Origin of the sequence: Burkholderia sp. TSV86 (assembly GCF_001522865.1) — a bacterium.
Classification (GTDB): Bacteria; Pseudomonadota; Gammaproteobacteria; order Burkholderiales; family Burkholderiaceae; genus Burkholderia.
The window spans coordinates 342,527-360,341 of the sequence record NZ_LOWB01000116.1; the positions used below are offsets into that span (position 1 = coordinate 342,527).

General features: G+C 62.2%; 17 protein-coding genes and 1 pseudogene. 8 read left to right on the top strand and 10 right to left on the bottom strand.

Features of this window, described 5'->3' with window-relative positions; genetic code table 11:
• Window positions 1–24: 24 nt before the first annotated feature.
• The 3 genes from WS68_RS22995 (at window position 25) to WS68_RS23005 (ending at window position 4,063) form a co-directional block, all read left to right on the top strand.
• On the top strand, window positions 25–1,371 hold the full coding sequence (locus tag WS68_RS22995) for an aspartate aminotransferase family protein (RefSeq protein ID WP_059572946.1): 1,347 nt from the start codon (window positions 25–27) through the stop codon (window positions 1,369–1,371).
• A gap of 138 nt (window positions 1,372–1,509) precedes the next feature.
• A complete protein-coding gene (locus tag WS68_RS23000) occupies window positions 1,510–2,997 on the top strand; it encodes an APC family permease (protein WP_059573143.1) in 1,488 nt (495 codons plus the stop codon).
• 127 nt (window positions 2,998–3,124) lie between these two features.
• Window positions 3,125–4,063: a helix-turn-helix domain-containing protein gene (locus tag WS68_RS23005; protein WP_059572947.1), complete on the top strand. Its 939-nt coding sequence runs from the start codon at window positions 3,125–3,127 to the stop codon at window positions 4,061–4,063.
• A 142-nt stretch (window positions 4,064–4,205) separates the two neighbouring features.
• Here WS68_RS23005 and WS68_RS27995 read toward each other — a convergent pair whose 3' ends face one another.
• Together WS68_RS27995 and WS68_RS23010 are read right to left on the bottom strand one after the other, a co-directional pair.
• A complete protein-coding gene (locus tag WS68_RS27995) occupies window positions 4,206–4,748 on the bottom strand; it encodes a hypothetical protein (RefSeq protein WP_156429625.1) in 543 nt (180 codons plus the stop codon).
• Window positions 4,749–5,475: 727 nt separating this feature from the next.
• Window positions 5,476–6,087 (bottom strand): LysE family translocator, encoded by a 612-nt coding sequence (locus tag WS68_RS23010; RefSeq protein WP_059573144.1) that lies wholly within the window; start codon window positions 6,085–6,087, stop codon window positions 5,476–5,478.
• Window positions 6,088–6,279: 192 nt separating this feature from the next.
• On the opposite strand from WS68_RS23010, the gene WS68_RS23015 reads away from it, so the two are divergent.
• On the top strand, window positions 6,280–6,762 hold the full coding sequence (locus tag WS68_RS23015) for a GNAT family N-acetyltransferase (protein ID WP_059572948.1): 483 nt from the start codon (window positions 6,280–6,282) through the stop codon (window positions 6,760–6,762).
• Window positions 6,763–6,839: 77 nt separating this feature from the next.
• Here WS68_RS23015 and WS68_RS23020 read toward each other — a convergent pair whose 3' ends face one another.
• Window positions 6,840–7,901, bottom strand: coding sequence for an alkene reductase (locus tag WS68_RS23020; protein ID WP_059572949.1), 1,062 nt, complete (start codon window positions 7,899–7,901; stop codon window positions 6,840–6,842).
• 595 nt (window positions 7,902–8,496) lie between these two features.
• Here WS68_RS23020 and WS68_RS23025 point away from each other — a divergent pair.
• Window positions 8,497–9,618: a porin gene (locus tag WS68_RS23025; protein WP_059572950.1), complete on the top strand. Its 1,122-nt coding sequence runs from the start codon at window positions 8,497–8,499 to the stop codon at window positions 9,616–9,618.
• 149 nt (window positions 9,619–9,767) lie between these two features.
• Here the strand turns inward: WS68_RS23025 and WS68_RS23030 are convergent, their stop codons facing one another.
• On the bottom strand, window positions 9,768–10,166 hold the full coding sequence (locus WS68_RS23030; protein WP_059572951.1) for a GreA/GreB family elongation factor: 399 nt from the start codon (window positions 10,164–10,166) through the stop codon (window positions 9,768–9,770).
• A gap of 519 nt (window positions 10,167–10,685) precedes the next feature.
• Here WS68_RS23030 and WS68_RS23035 point away from each other — a divergent pair.
• Window positions 10,686–11,024, top strand: coding sequence for a DUF4148 domain-containing protein (locus WS68_RS23035; protein WP_059572952.1), 339 nt, complete (start codon window positions 10,686–10,688; stop codon window positions 11,022–11,024).
• A 191-nt stretch (window positions 11,025–11,215) separates the two neighbouring features.
• Here WS68_RS23035 and WS68_RS23040 read toward each other — a convergent pair whose 3' ends face one another.
• Window positions 11,216–11,683 (bottom strand): CBS domain-containing protein, encoded by a 468-nt coding sequence (locus tag WS68_RS23040; protein WP_059572953.1) that lies wholly within the window; start codon window positions 11,681–11,683, stop codon window positions 11,216–11,218.
• A 166-nt stretch (window positions 11,684–11,849) separates the two neighbouring features.
• On the opposite strand from WS68_RS23040, the gene ribA reads away from it, so the two are divergent.
• Window positions 11,850–12,512, top strand: coding sequence for a GTP cyclohydrolase II (gene ribA, locus WS68_RS23045; protein ID WP_173678661.1), 663 nt, complete (start codon window positions 11,850–11,852; stop codon window positions 12,510–12,512).
• Here the strand turns inward: ribA and WS68_RS23050 are convergent.
• The 3 genes and pseudogenes from WS68_RS23050 to WS68_RS23060 form a co-directional block, all read right to left on the bottom strand.
• A pseudogene (locus WS68_RS23050) lies at window positions 12,475–13,252 on the bottom strand (hydroxymethylglutaryl-coenzyme A reductase). The gene ribA and the pseudogene WS68_RS23050 overlap by 38 nt on opposite strands.
• Before the next feature lie 97 nt (window positions 13,253–13,349).
• Window positions 13,350–13,973 carry an acyl-homoserine-lactone synthase gene (locus WS68_RS23055; RefSeq protein WP_059572955.1) on the bottom strand — a complete coding sequence of 208 codons (624 nt, stop codon included), beginning with the start codon at window positions 13,971–13,973 and terminating at the stop codon, window positions 13,350–13,352.
• A 217-nt stretch (window positions 13,974–14,190) separates the two neighbouring features.
• Complete coding sequence (locus tag WS68_RS23060; RefSeq protein ID WP_059572956.1) at window positions 14,191–14,646, bottom strand: DUF4902 domain-containing protein; 456 nt, start codon at window positions 14,644–14,646, stop codon at window positions 14,191–14,193.
• 71 nt (window positions 14,647–14,717) lie between these two features.
• Between WS68_RS23060 and WS68_RS23065 the strand changes: the two genes are divergently transcribed.
• The gene (locus WS68_RS23065; RefSeq protein WP_059572957.1) at window positions 14,718–15,437 is read left to right on the top strand and encodes an autoinducer binding domain-containing protein; all 720 of its coding nucleotides are present in this window, start codon (window positions 14,718–14,720) and stop codon (window positions 15,435–15,437) included.
• Window positions 15,438–15,608: 171 nt separating this feature from the next.
• Here the strand turns inward: WS68_RS23065 and WS68_RS23070 are convergent, their stop codons facing one another.
• Together WS68_RS23070 and WS68_RS23075 are read right to left on the bottom strand one after the other, a co-directional pair.
• Window positions 15,609–16,325, bottom strand: a complete 717-nt coding sequence (locus WS68_RS23070) for an MgtC/SapB family protein (protein WP_059572958.1) — start codon at window positions 16,323–16,325, stop codon at window positions 15,609–15,611.
• A 306-nt stretch (window positions 16,326–16,631) separates the two neighbouring features.
• Window positions 16,632–17,801 carry a metallophosphoesterase gene (locus tag WS68_RS23075; RefSeq protein WP_059572959.1) on the bottom strand — a complete coding sequence of 390 codons (1,170 nt, stop codon included), beginning with the start codon at window positions 17,799–17,801 and terminating at the stop codon, window positions 16,632–16,634.
• Window positions 17,802–17,815 lie beyond the last annotated feature (14 nt).

The following is a 17,815-nucleotide window of genomic DNA, read 5'->3' on the forward strand; positions in this document are numbered from 1 at the left end:
AGTATGTTTTTCCGGAGCAATCCAATGACCTGCAACGATTCCCGTTTCTGGCACCCGATGCTGCATCCGAACGACATGACGCGCCGCGAGCCGATCCGCATCGTGCGTGGCGACGGCTGCTACGTGTACGACGATCGCGGGCGTCAGCTCGTCGACGGCGTCGCCGGGTTATGGAACGTCAACGTCGGCCACAACCGCGCCGAGGTCAAGCAGGCAATCGTGCGCCAGCTCGACGAACTCGAATACTTTCAGTTGTTCGACGGCATCACGCATCCGCGCGCCGAGGAATTGTCGAAACGGCTGATCGACATGATGGAGCCCGAGGGCATGCGCCGCGTGCTGTACAGCTCGGGCGGCTCGGATTGCGTCGAGACCGCGCTCAAGATCGCGCGCCAGTACTGGAAAGTCCAGGGGCAGGCGGATCGCACGAAGTTCATCTCGTTGAAGCAGGGCTATCACGGCACGCATTTCGGCGGCGCGTCGGTGAACGGCAACACGGTGTTCCGGCGTAATTACGAGCCCAATCTGCCCGGCTGTTTTCATGTCGAGACGCCGTGGCTCTATCGCAATCCGTTTACCCAGGACCCCGAAGCGCTGGGCCGGATCTGCGCGGAGCTGCTCGAGCGCGAGATCGTGTTCCAGAGCCCGGACACGGTTGCCGCGTTCATTGCCGAGCCGATCCAGGGCGCGGGCGGCGTGATCGTGCCACCCGCGAACTACTGGCCGCTCGTGCGCGAAGTTTGCGACCGTCACGGCGTGTTGCTGATCGCCGACGAAGTCGTGACGGGTTTCGGCCGCAGCGGCAGCCTGTTCGGCAGCCGCGGATGGGGCGTGAAGCCGGACATCATGTGTCTTGCGAAGGGCATCTCGTCCGGCTACGTGCCGCTCGGCGCAACCGCGGTCAACGCACGCATCGAGGACGCGTTCGCGGCAAATGCGGATTTCAGCGGCGCGATCATGCACGGTTACACTTATTCAGGGCATCCGGTCGCGTGCGCGGCGGCGTTGGCGAGTCTCGATATCGTGCTGCGCGAGGATTTGCCCGCGAACGCGGCGCGCCAGGGCGCGCATCTGCTCGAAGCGCTGCAGCCGTTCGCCGAGCGCTTCGAAGCGGTGGGCGAGGTGCGAGGCAAGGGGCTGATGGTCGCGCTCGATCTCGTCGCAGACAAGATGACGCGCGTGCCGATCGATCCTGCGTCGGGCTACGCGAACTCGGTTGCCGAGGTCGCGCGCGAAAACGGCGTGCTCGTGCGGCCGGTCGGCACGAAGATCATCCTGTCGCCGCCGCTCGTGATTCAGCGCGAGCAGATCGAGCAGATCGTCGCGGGGCTGGCGGCCGGATTCGATGCGACGCCATTTAACGCGGGCTGAGCGTGCGCGAAGGGCGTATGTGTACGCTCGGAGCCTCGTTGGCACGGCTGCGAGCGTTTTGCCAATTTGCGCTATATCCGGGAATTTTGGTCTTCGTATTTTCTCGACATCGACGCAATCATCAATCAGGAGGCGCGGATGTCGGATTGGTCAGACGGTTTGGACACACCGACCGTGCCCGCCGCGAAACCGGCAGCGCAGCCCAAGCCGGCGGCCGGCTCAGTCGGTTTTCCGACAGCGCTTGCGAGCGCCGTCGGTCTCATCATGGCGAGTCCCGTGATTCTGACCGCGACGTCCGGCTTCGGCGCCGGCGGTTGGGTACTCGCGTTCGCGATCGCGATCGCGTTCGTGATGATGCAGGCGCAAGCGACGCCCTTCTCCGAGGCGGCGGCGATGCTGCCGACAGCCGGCTCGGTATATGCCTATCTGTCATGCGGGCTCGGCCGCTTCTGGGCGATCACCGGTACGATCTCCGCATATTTCATCGTTCACGTGTTTGCCGGCACCGCGGAGACGATCCTCAGCGGCGTGATGGCGCTCGTCAACTTCGAATCGCCGAACGCGGCATCCGAGCGGCACAATGGCGCGTGGCTCGTCGGCGTGGGTCTCGTAACGGTGTTCGCGATCACCAACATCGTCGGCATTCAGGTGTTCAGCAAGCTCGAGATCGTGCTGACGGCCGGTATGTGGCTGTCGCTGATGATCTTCGGCGTGCTGGGGCTCGTTGCCGCGCCCGTCGTGCATCTCGACGGCTGGTTCGGGCCGTCGTCGCTGGGCGTGTCGGCGCCGGCCGTGCTGTCGCTCGTCGGGATGGCCATGTTCATGTTCGTCGGCTGCGAATTCGTCACGCCGCTTGCGCCGGAAATGACGGCGCCGGGCAAGACGATTTCGCGCGCGACGGCGCTCGGGCTCGTGGGCGTCGCGGCCTGCATGTTCGTCTACGGCGCGGCGATCAAGCGACAGGTGCCGAATGTTGCACTGAGCGCCGACGGCTTCACGCATCTGCTCGATACGCCTGGCGCGATTCCGGCATTCGCGCTGCAGGTGCTCGGCCCGCTCGGGCGCATCTGGTTAGGTATTGCATTCCTGTGCGCCGGCGCGGCGACGATCAATACGTTGATGGCGGGGCTGCCGCGCATCCTGTACGGGATGGCGCTCGACGGCGCGTTGCCCAAGTGCTTCGCCTATCTGCATCCGCGCTTCAAGACACCCGTTGTCGGGATCGTCGTGGCGGCAGTCGTGCCGATCGCGCATGCGTGGCTGATCCAGGGCAGTCCCGGCAGCATCCTGCATCTCGTGCTCGCCGCGACTTGCGCATGGGGCACCGCGTACCTGCTCGTCACGCTGTCGGTCGTGCTGCTGAGGATTCGCCGGCCGGATCTGCCGAGACCGTACCGGTCGCTGTGGTTTCCGCTGCCGCAGATCGTCTCGAGCATCGGCATCGTGCTTGCGATCGTGTACATCGCCCCGCCGGGGATGAGCGGTCGCGACACCTACATTCCGTTCGGCGCGATGCTCGGACTCACCGCGCTGTATGCACTGTTCTGGACGGTCGTCGTGCAGCGCAAGCATCCGTTCAGGCCGGTGCCCGTCGAGGATGCGCTGCACAACGGGCGGGCCCGATGAACGGCCGCTCGATCTGACATACTGTGGCGCACGTCATGCACGGATGCCGTCGGGATGCCGCGCCGCCGCGCGCATAGCCCGTGATGCGACGCCTGGCTTGCCGTATCGGAATTGTCTGGAGGCACTCATGTTGTTTCAGTCGCATTCGCTCGAAGACGTCCACGATCACGGGCTGGCCATTGCCGGCTGGCATCAGATTTATCGGCAGATGACGCCCGGCCGCTTCAAGGGTACGGTCACGCAGGTCTTGTGCGACGATTTCCATTTTTTCCGCGAGACGACCAACCGGCGCGTCGCGCAAACCGGCGTATCGCCGCGCGGACGGACTTCGCTGGCGATGCCGGTACTCGCGCCGCTGGCAGGCACGTTCCAGCGGCAGCATGTCGACGGCTATGCGCTTCTTGCGCTGCATCCCGGCGAGGACTTCGAATTCCATACGCCAGAGGGAATGCGGCTCGTGGGCATCAGCGCGAAGCCCGATATGATCGGCGAGCTATGCGAAGTCGAGTTCGGCACGCGCGAAGGCCGGATGCCGCGGCACGTGACGCGTCTCGCGCACGAACGGGGTATCGCGCTCGGTGCGCGGTTGTCGTCGTATATCGACGACGCGCAGCGCAACCCCGAATGGCTCGGGTACGATGCCGCCCGCAAGATATTTCGCGACGCATTGCTCGGCGTGTTTCTCGATGCGCTCGCCGACGCGGCCCACGAAGCGCGACGCGATATCACGCATGCAACCTATAGCGATATCGTCCGGCGCAGCGAGCGCTATTTACGGCAGCGGCCCGAACAGCCGGTAACGGTGCTCGAGCTGTGCCGCGCATTGCGTTGCAGCCGGCGCACGCTGCAGACGAGCTTTCAGCGGGTTGCCGGCGTGACACCCGTTACTTATTTGCGCACGATCCGTCTGAACGCGGTGCATCGGCTGCTGCGCATGACCGGCGCTGACGAACTATGCGTTGGCGAGGCGGCCGCGCGTTGGGGCTTCACGCATCTCGGTTATTTCGCGCGAGCGTATCGTGGGCTGTTTGGCGAATTGCCGTCACAGACGCAGCGTTTGTCGTGAGCGTTGAAGCGCGCGCTTCGGCGCGCGCGGCGTTGTGGACGGCGGTTGCCGGATTCGTCAAGCCAAATCCGCGCATTGGAGACGGCTCGCATGAGTGGCCGAGCATGAACATTTCCCCAGGCGGTTGGCATTTCGGGCAATGCTAACGAAAGATAGGTGCGGTGGCGGATACGGTCGCCTCAAGCGCAGCGAGAGTGACGACGTTAATACTTACCAGGGTTTTTCCTACTTTGACCGATCGCTGGCCGCAGGGCAGGGCAAGCGGGCCGCATGAGGCTCTAAAACCGTCAGGCTTGACGCGGCTGGGATAATTGATGGAGGGGCTGACTCTAGCCATCAAATTATATTCCCTGTCCAGAGTCTCGCGATATTTGACTGTGCCCGAGATGATTTTATTTGATGATACTATCTGGATGTAATTAAATACAATCCAGACGTTGTCGCTGCAAGCATTTCTGTTTATATTGAATGTGTATGTCTGATGCCCTCCTCTGTTAACGTCATGGGACGTTGTATCGGGTGCCATCACGCATTGGCTATGGCTGGCAATTTTTATGCTATAGGAATGGGGCGTTCTATTGTTCCATGTAATGCTTCCTGTATCCGCATGGGCAATGGAGGCCGCGCCGGCTGTCAATGCGGAAATAAAGAAAATTGTCCACTTTGATGTGGGGGCTTTGTTCATGATGGTGTTTTGAATGAATGATATTTTTCATTGATGAGATAACGGGGCTTTGAATATTTATGTAATTAATTTGGTTTGCTTTCGTAGCGGTTGTTTCAATATTTTGGTCGCGCGCGGGTGTATCGGAAAGAGCGTGAGCGCGAATCTTCGCGTGCGAATCGGTCGGTTTACTTAATGCTGCATTGAGTAAGTTCGATAAAAATTGGGAGTGTTGGATGTGAAATTGTGGCGGTTTATGTGTGAGAAATGAAAGTGAGCTTGTGTGTCTTGGGATTCATTAAAAAATATATCGATGAGGCCACGACTGCAAGGGGCGATTAACTTCGAAAAATTCCCATGCGATATTCGCGGCAGGCTTTCATGGGTGACGATAAGAACATGCCGCGCGGCCGCCTTGTACAATCGAGCGCCAGTTTCATTGACCGCAAGGTTATTTGACTCTGAGGCGGACGCCGTCTTTTCGACGCCGGCGCATCCTCAGCGCGCATCGATCACCTTCGATGCCGTCGAACTGAATGCGGCTCATGCGTTTACCGCGCTGCTGCCTAGCAGCGTTGCGAATATTTCAACCGTCCGAAAGCCGATGGCCGGGAGACGGCGCGCCTTTATCAACTGAACGTCGGCGCAAACGGCAGCGCATCGAAGCGAACTGCGCGCTATGTGGTTGTGACCGGCGCAAATCGCGGGCGGAGGCGGGCGGCCGCGAATGCGTTGGCGGCCTGTTTCTTCAGCGTGCCGCGATGGCGATCGCCGCACCGGCCATGGCAGCCGCGCTTGCGCGGTTGGCTGCCTTGACCGCGCGACGGCTCGTCAATAGCCTGCGCGCGCGGGTGGCAAGCAGCGCCCATGCGAAATCGACGGTGATCAGCACGGCGAGCAGCGTCAGCGTCAACTCGAACCACGCAACAACGCCGACATGCGATATGTCGACCATCGTCGGCAGCAGCGCGACATAGAACACCATGATTTTCGGGTTGCCCATCGTGATCGCAAAGCCGGTCAGAAACATGCGCAATGGCGAGCTTGCGCTCGGCAACACGTCGGACGGCGCGTCTGCCGGCGCGAACCACATCTTCCACGCGAGAGACATCAGATAAGCGATGCCGGCGAATTTCAGCGCAAGAAATCCGAGTGCGAACGCATGCGCGAGCGCCACAAGCCCGGCTACCGCGCAGGTGAGCCAGATGACCTCACCCAGCCACATCGCTGCGAGAAACGGCAGAATATCGCGCAATCCGTTGGTCAGCACGCGCGCGACCAGCGCGGCGATGCTGGGGCCGGGCGAGCCCGCCGCGATCAATAACGCGGCGGCGAAGATAGCAAGGCTGGACAATGGCACGTCGAATTCTCCGGTTGCATCGTGCAACGATATTTTGAGGCGGAAAGTCGATTATATTGACGCCGATACGAAGCCCCGCGTTCTTTTTCAGTTCTCACCGTGACCGGACACGATCTCGAAGCCCGCTCGATACCGCCCCGAACCAGAACCCCAATTCTGATCCGCGCTGCGCGCGCCGACGAAGCGTCGACGATGGCCGACCTCGAATCCGCTGCCGCGCAACGTTTCAACGACATCGGCATGCCGCACATCGCGTCGAGCCCGCCGACCGATCTTGCCGATTTGCGCGCACGGATCGGCGAAGGTTGTGCGCTTGTCGCGCTGGACGGCGGGCGGATCGCCGGTTTCGCAATCTATCGGATGCTCGATGCCGCGCGTCTTTATCTGGAGGAACTGGACGTGGCGCCCGAGCACGCCGGCCGGCGGATCGGCGTTGCATTGATCGACGCCGTCGTGACGCGTGCCCGGGAGGCTGGCGCCGCGCAGGTGGTGCTGTCGACGTTCAGGCACGTGCCGTGGAATGCACCGTACTACCGGCGTCTCGGCTTCGTCGATCTCGACGGCCACGCGCTCGACGCCGCGCTCGTTGCGGTGCGCGCGGCGCACGTCGCGCATGGGCTCGACGAATCGCAGCGCGTGTTCATGAGCCGCACGCTCGGCGTTGGGCGGCGTTAGCCGGCGGCCGGCGCGTGTCTATCTAGATAGAGAATAGATAGGGAAGGCGCATCGGCTCAACCATGCGCGGGCCGGCATCAGGCAGCGCCTTCAAGCACTGGATAGTCGGTATAGCCCGTTTCGCCGTCCGAATAGAAGGTCGCGGCGTCCGCTCTGTTGAGCGGCGCATTCAATTCAAAGCGGCGCGGCAGATCCGGATTCGCGATGAACAGCTTGCCCCATGCGACCGCGTCGGCGCGTCCGGCTGCGAGCGCCGCCTGCGCGCTGTCGAGCGTGAATCGCTCGTTTGCAATGAACGGGCCGCCGAACGCTTCCTTCAATTGCGGGCCGAGCGAATCGTCGCCGGCCGATTCGCGCGCGAACAGAAAAGCGATCTTGCGCCGGCCGAGTTCGCGGGCGACGTAGCCGAACGTTGCGGCGGGGTTCGAGTCGCCCATCGTATGGGCGTCGCCGCGGGGCGCGAGATGCACGCCCACGCGCCCCGCGCCCCAGACGTCGATCGCCGCATCGACTGCTTCGAGCAGCAGCCGCGCGCGGTTCTCGATTGGGCCGCCGTATGCGTCAGTACGCCGGTTCGAGCTGTCCTGGAGAAACTGGTCGAGCAGGTAGCCGTTCGCACCATGCACTTCGACGCCGTCGAAGCCTGCCGCACGCGCATTCTCGGCGCCGCGCCGGAATGCTGCGACGACGTTGGGAATCTCGGCAAGCTCGAGCGGGCGCGGCGTCGTATAGGCCCGCTCCGGGCGAACTAGGCTGACATGGCCTTCTGGCGCGAGCGCGCTCGGCGCGACGGGTAATGCGCCGTCGAGGAAAATTGGGTCTGATACGCGGCCCACATGCCAAAGCTGCAGGAAAATGCGGCCACCCGCTTCGTGCACGGCATCGGTGACGAGCCGCCAGCCCGCGACTTGCTCGGGCGACCAGATGCCGGGCGTATTCGCGTAACCGACGCCTTGCGGCGTGACCGACGTCGCCTCGCTGATGATGAGCCCCGCTGATGCGCGCTCCGCATAGTAGCGGGCCATCAGTGCGTTGGGAGTGCGCGTGCCGCCTGCGCGGGCGCGCGTGAGCGGAGCCATGATGATGCGATTCGGGAGCGTCAGGTCGCCGATGGTCAGCGGGTCGAACAGGGTGGGCATGGCAGTGGCCTCGAGTACTTGGTGGGGAGAATGGGTACAGCCGGTTCCCGAAGCTTAGACCGGCGCATGGTCGGATAGCCAACAACACTGCATCGAATAGGGATGTTCGATAGAAATTCTCGATGGGCGACGGCGGAAAGTCCGATGTTCGGGGGCATTTCTCCGCATACAAGCTTTCGGTTGAGCGACGATGTGGGTGTAAAATTCAGTAAAAATTGCCGGTCGTGGCGTTTTCGGGCGTTTTCAGGCAGATGGACTTGTTGTTTCTATGCAACCGTCGAGACGCTGACACAAAGTAATGGCCGAAGTGACCCCACCAAAAAAGTGCCGTCAATAACCCAAAAAGTTTATATAAAACAAAAGCTTATAAGGAGGCGGCATTTCTATTATTTCTAGTTCTGGAAAAGCTTATTTCGCCTTGTGCGAATGGCGACCCTAGGGTGCACCCCTAAACTCTCGGTTCCAGAACGGGCAACCATCCGGGCGCGGCCATGTGGATGTTTCACAAAGCCGACGTGGCGCTTCCGGGCGGTTGTGGACCGTTTAACAAACGAGGCCGCAAGGTCTGACCTTTTTTGTAAAGGGAGCTTCACGCATGAAAAAGACTCTGATTGTTGCAGCAGTCGCTGCATCGTTCGCCACTGTCGCACACGCTCAAAGCAGCGTCACGCTGTACGGTGTGCTCGACGCGGGCGTCACGTACCAAAGCAACGTCGCTACGCCGTCGGGCAGCGGCAAGTCGCTGTGGTCGGTTGGTAGCGGCATCGACCAAAGCCGCTTCGGCCTGCGTGGTTCGGAAGACCTCGGCGGCGGCCTGAAGGCGATCTTCACGTTGGAGAGCGGCTTCAACATCGGTAACGGCAAGTTCCAGAACAACGGCGGCATGTTCAACCGTCAAGCGTTCGTCGGCCTGTCGAGCAACTACGGCACGGTCACGCTGGGTCGCCAGTTCGACTCGACGTATGACTACCTGGCTCCGCTGTCGGCAACGGGCACCTGGGGCGGCACGTATTTCGCGCACCCGCTCAACAACGACAACCTGAACACGAACGGCGGCTACGCTGTGAACAACACGATCAAGTTCACGAGCGCGAACTACGCCGGCCTGCAATTCGGCGGCACGTACTCGTTCTCGAACAGCTCGCAGTTCGCGAACAACCGTGCGTATAGCGGCGGTTTCTCGTATCAGTACCAAGGCCTGCGTATCGGCGGTTCGTATTCGCAAGCGAACAACGCTGGTCAGCCGGTTAACGGTGCTAACAGCAGCGTGATCGGCGCAATCGACAACTCGGCTTACGCCTCGCAAGGTCGTTCGCGCGTCTACGGTGCTGGCGCGAGCTACGCTTACGGCCCGCTGCAAGGCGGCCTGCTCTGGACGCAATCGCGTCTTGACGACCGTGCAAACGGCGCTGGTACGCTGCGTGCAGACAACTACGAAGCGAACCTGAAGTACAACCTGACGCCGGCTTTGGGTCTGGGTGCTGCTTACACGTACACGAACGCGAAGCTGAACGGCGACAGCGCACACTGGAATCAGTTCGGCCTGCAAGCCGACTACGCGCTGTCGAAGCGTACCGACGTGTACGCACAAGCTGTGTACCAGCGTGCGTCGAAGAACGCTGGCGGCGCATCGATCTGGAATGGCGATCCGACGACGCCGGCAAGCACGTCGATCAACCAAACCGCAGCGACGATTGGTCTGCGTCACCGCTTCTAAGCGTGACGGCTGGCTTGTCCAGTCTCGAAAAGGCGCCTTCGGGCGCCTTTTTTTATGCGTGATGCGCGCATGCAAGCACAGGGCGAAAGCAAAAAAGCGAGGGTTGCCTGCCAGCATCCTCGCTTTTTTGTTGGGCTGGCGATCGCCGGTCAGTGCGTGTAATCGCCGCTCGCTTCCGGCTGGTACAGAATCTCATCGATCGTCAGTACCGCAGTGCCGCCGTCGGGCGACGCGACTGTCACGTGCTCACCCCGGCGTGCGCCGAGCAGCGCGATGCCGACCGGCGAAAACACGTTCAGGTGGCCTTGGGCGAAGTCCGCCGCGTCTGGATAAACGATCGTCCAGATCATCTGCTGCCCGGATGTCTTGTCGATCAAGCTGACTTGCGAATTCATCGTGACGACATTGGCGCGAATTTTCGGCGATTCGACGATATCCGCGCGCTCGAGCAGCGTGTCGAGCATCGCCTGATAATGCGGATTGCGTTCCGCATGCCTTTCCAGGCGTGCGACGTCGAGTTCGGTAAGCTGGTAAATGCGTTTTTTCATGACCGTCTCCGATAGGCGATAAGGGAAAGGCGGCGAGGCCAACCTGTGTGTGGAATCGCCCGGAGCCTGGCTGACGCGGCTCCGGCGGAGGGTGACGTCAGATCAGGCGCCGGGCGTCGGCGAGCGGTGCGGCAAGCATGCTTCGAAGAAGCGGGAGCATCGCGCTGGCGGCCGTGATCACGCGCACGCCGCATGGGCAGCATGTTGTGAAGGCGGAGATGGCCTGCGCGCGCATGATTGGGAGAATAAGGTTGCGGAAAACGTGACTTTACAAATATACAATAAAGTGACAGAACGGGCAGCTATGGCTTCGCATACATCCGACTATTGTTGCCGATACGATGCTTTTTGCTTTTTGTCGACTGACCAAGGCTCGCGATTTTTTCCATCCTTGCAACGGTGTATGTTCGAACTAGGTATTTTCCCTTGATGGCCTGCTGACTAGACTGAAATCAATCGCTTCGGACACGACGGATGAGTTCGACGCGACGCTAATAAAACATTTCGGAGGTCAGCACTATGAAATCGTTCGTCCACGCAGCCGTAGCCGTTTCCATTCTCGCCGCGCCGCTCGCTTCTTTCGCGCAAGCCGATCAGCAATCGCTGACCCGCGAGCAGGTGCGCTCGGAATTGGTGCAACTCGAGCAAAACGGCTATAAGCCTGAAGTCAGCGATTCCCAATACCCGGCAAACGTCCAGGCGGCGACGCGCCGCGCGCAGCCGGCGCAGCCGGCGCAGCAAACGCTCACGCATGCCGACACGAGCGGCTACGGCGTGCAGCCGGTTGGCGTAGCCGAATCCGGCCGCCGCGTGGCGAAGCCGGCTTCGTCCCTCAATTCGATCTACTTTGGGCATTGAACGTGGCGCGTCCGGCCGACCCGGACGCGTGCTGTTGGCGCGCCGCGCGCAAAAACCGATTCGATAAGCGGCAGGGCCGCGCAGGCTGCGCGAGGCCCGCGATGCGGGAACCGAACCTCCGTCGCCGCATCCCGGCGGCTTTGCCCAAACGTGAAGCGTTTGGGCATTTTTTGGCGACAGTGGGGCCGCGCTTATTGCAAGTGCGTGGCGGCGTGCGGCGTGCCGTGGATGTAATGCTCGAGTTGATTGATCGTGAATTGCTGGTCGGCGATCACGCTTTTCACAAGATCCCCGATCGATATGAAGCCCACAAGATGGCCATCGTCGAGAACCGGCAGATGGCGGATACGATGTTCCGTCATCAGCGCCATGCATTCGTCGCTCGTTTGCGTCGGTTCGACATAGCGCACCCTCGACGTCATGATTTCCTCGACGTGCGTTGCTTTGGACGACCGGTCCAGAAGAACGACTTTGCGTGCATAGTCCCGTTCTGTCACGATGCCGACGATCTTCGCGCCTTCCATCACGAGCAACGCGCCGATGCCTTTTTCCGCCATCAGTTTGATTGCGTCATAGACGGAATCGGACCTTTTGACCGAATGGATCGTGTGGCCGGAATCGGGCTTGGATTTGAGAATCTGTGCGACGGTGATGCTCATACGCGGTCTCCGTTGGCTGGGCGGTGCACAGAAAGCGGCGCCGGCTTGGCGCCGAGGAAGAATTCAGTATAGGCCTGCTCGAGCGGCTAACACGACATTCTGTTGTTAGATTAGCGGTAAACTTTGTTCGCCCGCTATCCAGTACATTCCTTAATTTCTTTATTCGATGCATTCCAAGATGTCTTCGTGTCCCTTTTCGACGCAGCCGGACGACGGCGCCGCCTCCGAGTGCGTGACGCTTGTCGCAACCGCGATGCTCCCAACCCGCTACGGCACGTTTACGTCCTACGCGTTTCGTGTTGCCGGCAGCGAGGCCGAGCATTTGGCGTTGGTGGCGGGCGATGTCACCGGGCAATCGCCGGTGCTGACGCGGCTCCATTCCGAATGCCTGACGGGCGATGTATTCGGTTCATACCGGTGCGACTGCGGCGAGCAGCTTGATCTTGCGTTGCGCTATATCGCGGCTGAAGGGCGCGGCGTGTTGTTGTACCTGCGCGGGCACGAAGGGCGTGGAATTGGTTTGAGCAACAAGATTCGCGCGTATGCGCTGCAGGAGCAGGGGCGAGATACCGTTGAGGCGAATCTCGATCTCGGCTTGCCGGACGACGCGCGCGAGTACGATTCCGCAGCCGCGATCCTGCGCATTCTGAAGGTCACGTCAGTCCGGCTGATGAGCAACAATCCGAAGAAATTCGACACCCTCGCGGCACACGGTATCCCGGTTTGCGAACGCGTCGCGCTCGCGGTGCCGGTGCGCGAGGAAAATGAGCGTTATATCCGCACTAAACAGCTCAAATTCGGTCACTATTACTTCGACGAAAACGAATAGGCCGACGGGTGGCGAGGCTGGCGCGCGCCGAAGCGTTGCTCGGCGATCGGCAGATCGAAGCGGCGCCGGACTTCGGCGGCGATCCAGTCGCACGTGCGCCGCGCGCAGTCCGTGAGCGTCTGGCGGTCGGCATGGCCGTCGATATCATAGACGAAGCGTACGTTCACCTCGTCGCCGGTCTGTCGATGTTCAAGCTCATTCAGGTGCAAGCCCGGCGAGTGGCCCTGCGCGAGCGCGCGCAACTCGTCGAAGTGATATTCGAGCCAGTCGGCGAAAAAGCGTGCGTCGCCGCGATCCGCGAGACGAAAGGCCGCACGGCGTGTCGGGCGGGCATCGGGAAGTGTGGCTGAGGCCGGGGATGCTTCGCGTGACGCGGCATCGCTCGGAGTGGCCAGCGCCGCGCCATCCTGCTGGGAGAGTATGCCGGCGTCCCGGCAGTGCGCGTGCAATGCGTGCCAGAGCAAAGCGTCGCCGTTCGCGGTCGATGGCTGCATCGTCAGATCGTGCGTGCCATCATCGCGCGGCGCGCTCTGGCGTACCACGAGCCGCAGCGTGCAAAGCGGCACCTCGTCCAGATAGAGCGTGGCCGAACGCGGCACGCCGAAGACAGGTGGCATTGTGCCGTGCGCACGGAAGACAAGCCCATGCCGGCCAAGCCGCACGAGTGGCAGGCGGCTGGCAAACGGTGGGTAGGCGATGGTGATGTGCGGGGTCGCGCCGTTGTCGAGCGTGGGCAGCATCGTGCGAAAGACCGATGAGTGGTCCACGATATGTCGTTCTCCTTGAAATGAGCGAATAACCAACCGGACTGGTACTGATGCGTGCCGGCCGGTGGGCTCAGGCCATTTCGGCCTGCTGCGTCGTAAGTAGTGGCGTCAGCGTGGGAGCAAGGTCGAGCGCGGCGAGCGTCTGGCTGTCCAGATCGATCCAGCACGCGACGACCATGCGCCCGTCGATCTGTTGCGCGGGGCCGGCCCGGTGAGCGTGAACGCCGATGCGGCGGAACAGCCGCTCCATGCTCAGAAACGTCACGCCGATGAGCTGCTTGGCGCCGAGCCGGACAGCGCATTCCACGACAGCTGCCAACATCGGCCGCACCATCCAGCTCGAATTGCCCGCGCCGGACGGATCGTCGCCATTTGCCGCGAAGCGCGACAATTCCCAGACGGCGGCGGATTGCGGCATCGGGAGATCTTCGGCGACCAGGTTTGGGAACAGTTCTTTCAGCAGATAGGGGCGTGTGGTCGGCAATAGCCGCGCACAGCCGCAGATGGCGCCGGCGTCATCGCGGGCAATCACGTAGACGGTATCGTCCCGGTCGTACTGGTCGCGCTCGAAGCCTTCGCCGGCCGATGGCAGTTTCCAGCCGAGTTGTTCGACGAAAACGCGGTGCCGATAAATGCCCAGATCATTCGCCAGACTGTTAGGCAGATGCCCGTCGCCATGAACGAAAGTTTGCATGCTGTCGTCCTCGTTGCGTGTGCTTTGGATTGGGCGCATTACATCGCGCGCTCCGAGGACAAGTAACTGTTAACCCTAACAGGGTCGGGACAACGGGGAAGGAATATGGGGACGGGGACTTTTTGGTGATTTGCCAGCGGAAAATTGATAAATCGCTTGCCAATCCACTATGTTCAAGGAATATTGGACAATACGGACTGCGCAGCAGCCGGACCGATCATTGCAGCATTTGCCCCGCGTGAGGCCAGAAGCTTTCGCGGCCGCTGTAGTCGCGTATTGCCGCGGCGACAACGGTTTGCCAATTGAGCTGGGCGAGCCGGCGCGACAGCTCGGCTGCCGTGAACGCCATGCCGATGTCCAGGCCGTTTTGGTCGATGCCCATTACGTTGCTGCGTACGTCGCCCCATGCGATGACGAACGCGTGGGTGGCGCTATCGATGTACCAATCCCAGCCGAACGTCAGATGCGCGGCGCCGGCGGATGGTGGGCGCTCCCATTCGGTGTAGCCGGCAACGCGTGCGTTGATCGCACTCGTGCGCAACTCGGCGAGCAATTCGGAATCGAGCCCGGACGACACATGGACGAGTTCGAGCACGGCGAGCGCTTGCATGGGCAAACGCACGTAGCCGTCGGTGGATGGGCCGCGAAAGCGGTGGAGCAAAGGTGAATTCATGCCGCAATGTATCAGCCGGCGCGCGTGCTGAAACCTAGCAAGTATGACAGCGTGAAACAGCCGGAGATCATATGGAACTGCGTTGGCAGGATGCCTATCTTCAACTCAGCGCTGCGAAGAACGAGCAGGAGCTCTTTCAGCAGATCGCCGCGTATTCGATGCGGCTCGGCTTCGAATATTGTTGCTACGGCATACGCGTGCCGCTGCCGATCTCGAAGCCCGCCGTTGCGATCTTCGATACCTATCCGGATGGCTGGATGGAGCGGTATCAAGAGATGAATTATCTCGAGGTCGACTCGACCGTGCGCGATGGCGTGCTCAGCCCGAACATGATCATCTGGCCCGAGGCGGACGCCTCGGAGGGGACGTCGCTCTGGCGTGACGCGCGCGAGCACGGGCTCGCGGTTGGCGTCGCGCAATCGAGTTGGGCGCCGCGTGGTGTGTTCGGCCTCCTGACGATTTCGCGGCACGCGGATCGTCTCACGCAAGCCGAGATCAATCAGCTCACGTTGCAAACGAACTGGCTGGCCAATATGTCGCATTCGCTGATGAGCCGTTTTCTGGTGCCCAAGCTCGCGCCCGAGGCGTGCGTGACGCTGACGCAGCGCGAGCGCGAAGTACTCTGCTGGACGGGCGAAGGCAAGACGGCGTGCGAGATCGGCCAGATCCTCAGCATCTCCGAGCGCACCGTGAACTTCCATGTGAACAACATTCTCGATAAGCTCGGCGCGACGAACAAGGTGCAAGCGGTCGTCAAGGCGATCTCGATGGGACTGATGGACGCGCCCTGAGTGCCGGAGCGCCGGCGTGCAATCGCGGCCGGGGCATGCCGCCATGGCGCGCACCGAGCCGCGTCGGCGGCTAGTGGCGCGGCGCCAAGGCGAAGCGTGCAGCGCTTACGCGGCTCAGCCCGCATGAATGTTTCGCGCGGCCCGCTTGTCGCGGTAGGCCGTTCGCGCGGTTCACTCCATCAATGGTTCGGCTTCCTTAGCAGTCCAGCTTACGCTCGAAATGCTTTTTTCCATGCTCATCCGGCTCGCGATCTGTTCGAGCCTCGGTTGATCCTTCGGATGCAGCTTGAGCGTGGCCGTCACTTTGATGCGCTCGGGCGCATTCGGTTCGTGCGGCACGTCCTCGCTCGTTAGACTCTGGAACGACAGCGGCTTCGCGTACATCGAGTTCGATAACAGCGTGCGCACGTGCACCTCGTCGGCCGCCACGCAGATCACGACGATCTGGTATTCGCGCACGAGATCGGCATTCGATACGGGTGTCGCGTTGATCGCGTGGCTGACGCCGCGCAGCAGCGTGTTCGTGGCGAGCACGACCCCGGTGCCGGCGAGCGCCGGCAGATAGTGGCCGGCGCCTGACAGCACGCCGACCGCGGCCGAGCACCAGAGCGTCGCCGCGGTGTTGATACCCTGGATCGAGCCCTTGTCGCGCATGATGACGCCGCCGCCGAGAAAGCCGACACCGGATACGACGTATGCGGCGATTTGCGTGACGCCGGCAATGCCGTTGCCCGTCAGCACGCCGAGCGTGACGAACAGGCATGCGCCGCTGGCGACGAGCGTGATCGTCCGCAGCCCGGCCGTGCGCTGGCGTATCTGCCGTTCGAGGCCGATTGCGACTCCGCATGCGAAGGCGGTGAAAAGACGAAGTGCGAATTCGAGAGTCATGGGTGTTCTGCCGTGCTGAATGCGCCGCGCGCGATGCGCGCGAGCCGCCCTCGCGGGATCGCGCGTATTGCGAAGGCCGCACGCCACTTTAGCGTGCGAACGAGTGCGGTTGTGTGAAACGGAAATCGCCCGCGTTCCGTTGAACGCGAGCGGCGGCAGACCAATGCGGCGGGCGGGCGTTCAGGCGAAACGGCGTGCGGACTTTCTTCTTATGCTGCTACTGTCCACGACGGTTCCTGACAAAAATGGATGGCCGGGATTCTAGGGGGGACTCGTCGTGTGCGTCAACCCGAGCGAGGCGGTGATCTAACCTGCTTCCGCTTCAGGACGCACGAGACGCACGCGTGTGATTTCCGACGGTGCGCCGAACCGCTTGGGCGGCCCCCAGTATCCGGTGCCCCGGCTCGTATAGACCCACAAACCGTTCAGGCGCGCGAGCCCGGCGGTAAACGGCTGCTGCAGTCTGACGAACAGATTCCACGGGAAAAACTGGCCGCCGTGCGTGTGGCCTGACAACTGCAGCGTGAAGCCCGCATCGGCAGCCGCGCTCGCGCTGCGCGGCTGGTGCGCGAGCAGCACGCGGATTCGCACGTCGACGGGGGCGCCCGCAAGCGCTGCATCGGGATCGCTGCGATGCGCGGGGTCGAAGTGACCTGCCGAGTAATCGGTGACGCCCGCGATCACGAGCTGGCCTTCGCCGTGCTCCAGCGTGCGATGCTCGTTGAGCAGCACGTTCAGGCCGAGCCGGCGGAACTCGGCGATCCATTCGTCGGCGCCCGAGTAGTACTCGTGGTTGCCTGTCACGACGTAGGCGCCGTGACGCGCGCGCAGCTCGCCGAGGGGCGCGGCATGGCCGGCGAGCTGCGCGAGCGGGCCGTCGACGATGTCGCCCGTCACCGCGACGAGGTCGGGCTTGAGCCGGTTGACCGCGCTGACGATCGCCTCGACATAGTCGCGCTTGATCGTCGGGCCGACGTGGATGTCGCTGATCTGGACGATCGTGAAGCCGTCGAGGGCGGCGGGCAGATCGCCAATCGGCACGTCGACGTCGACGACGCGCGCGCGGCGCCGCGCATTGAAGAAGCCGACGATGCTGACCGCGAGCGCGGCAAGCGGCACGCCGACGGCCGTCAGTGTGCGCCAGTGCGCGAGCGATACCGTGCGGGGCGCGAGCGAGTCGATGCTCAGCAGCGACGCGAGCAGCACGTCGCGCGCGAGCGTCAGCACGAACAGCGACGAAAAAAAGCCCATCGCGATCAATCCGACCCATGCGACGCGATCGCCGAGCGGCTGGCGCTCGAATACGCGCGACAGCATTCCGAGCGGGATCAGCACACACGATGCGACGAGCCATAACGCGCCGGCGTAGCGTGCGACGGGTGAATCGAGGTCGGGCAGGAGCCGCAGGCCGACATAGACGTGCAGCAGCACGCCGATGGCAATGAAGCGCAGCAGAAACGAGGAGAAGCGTCGCATGGGCGAGGGGGAGA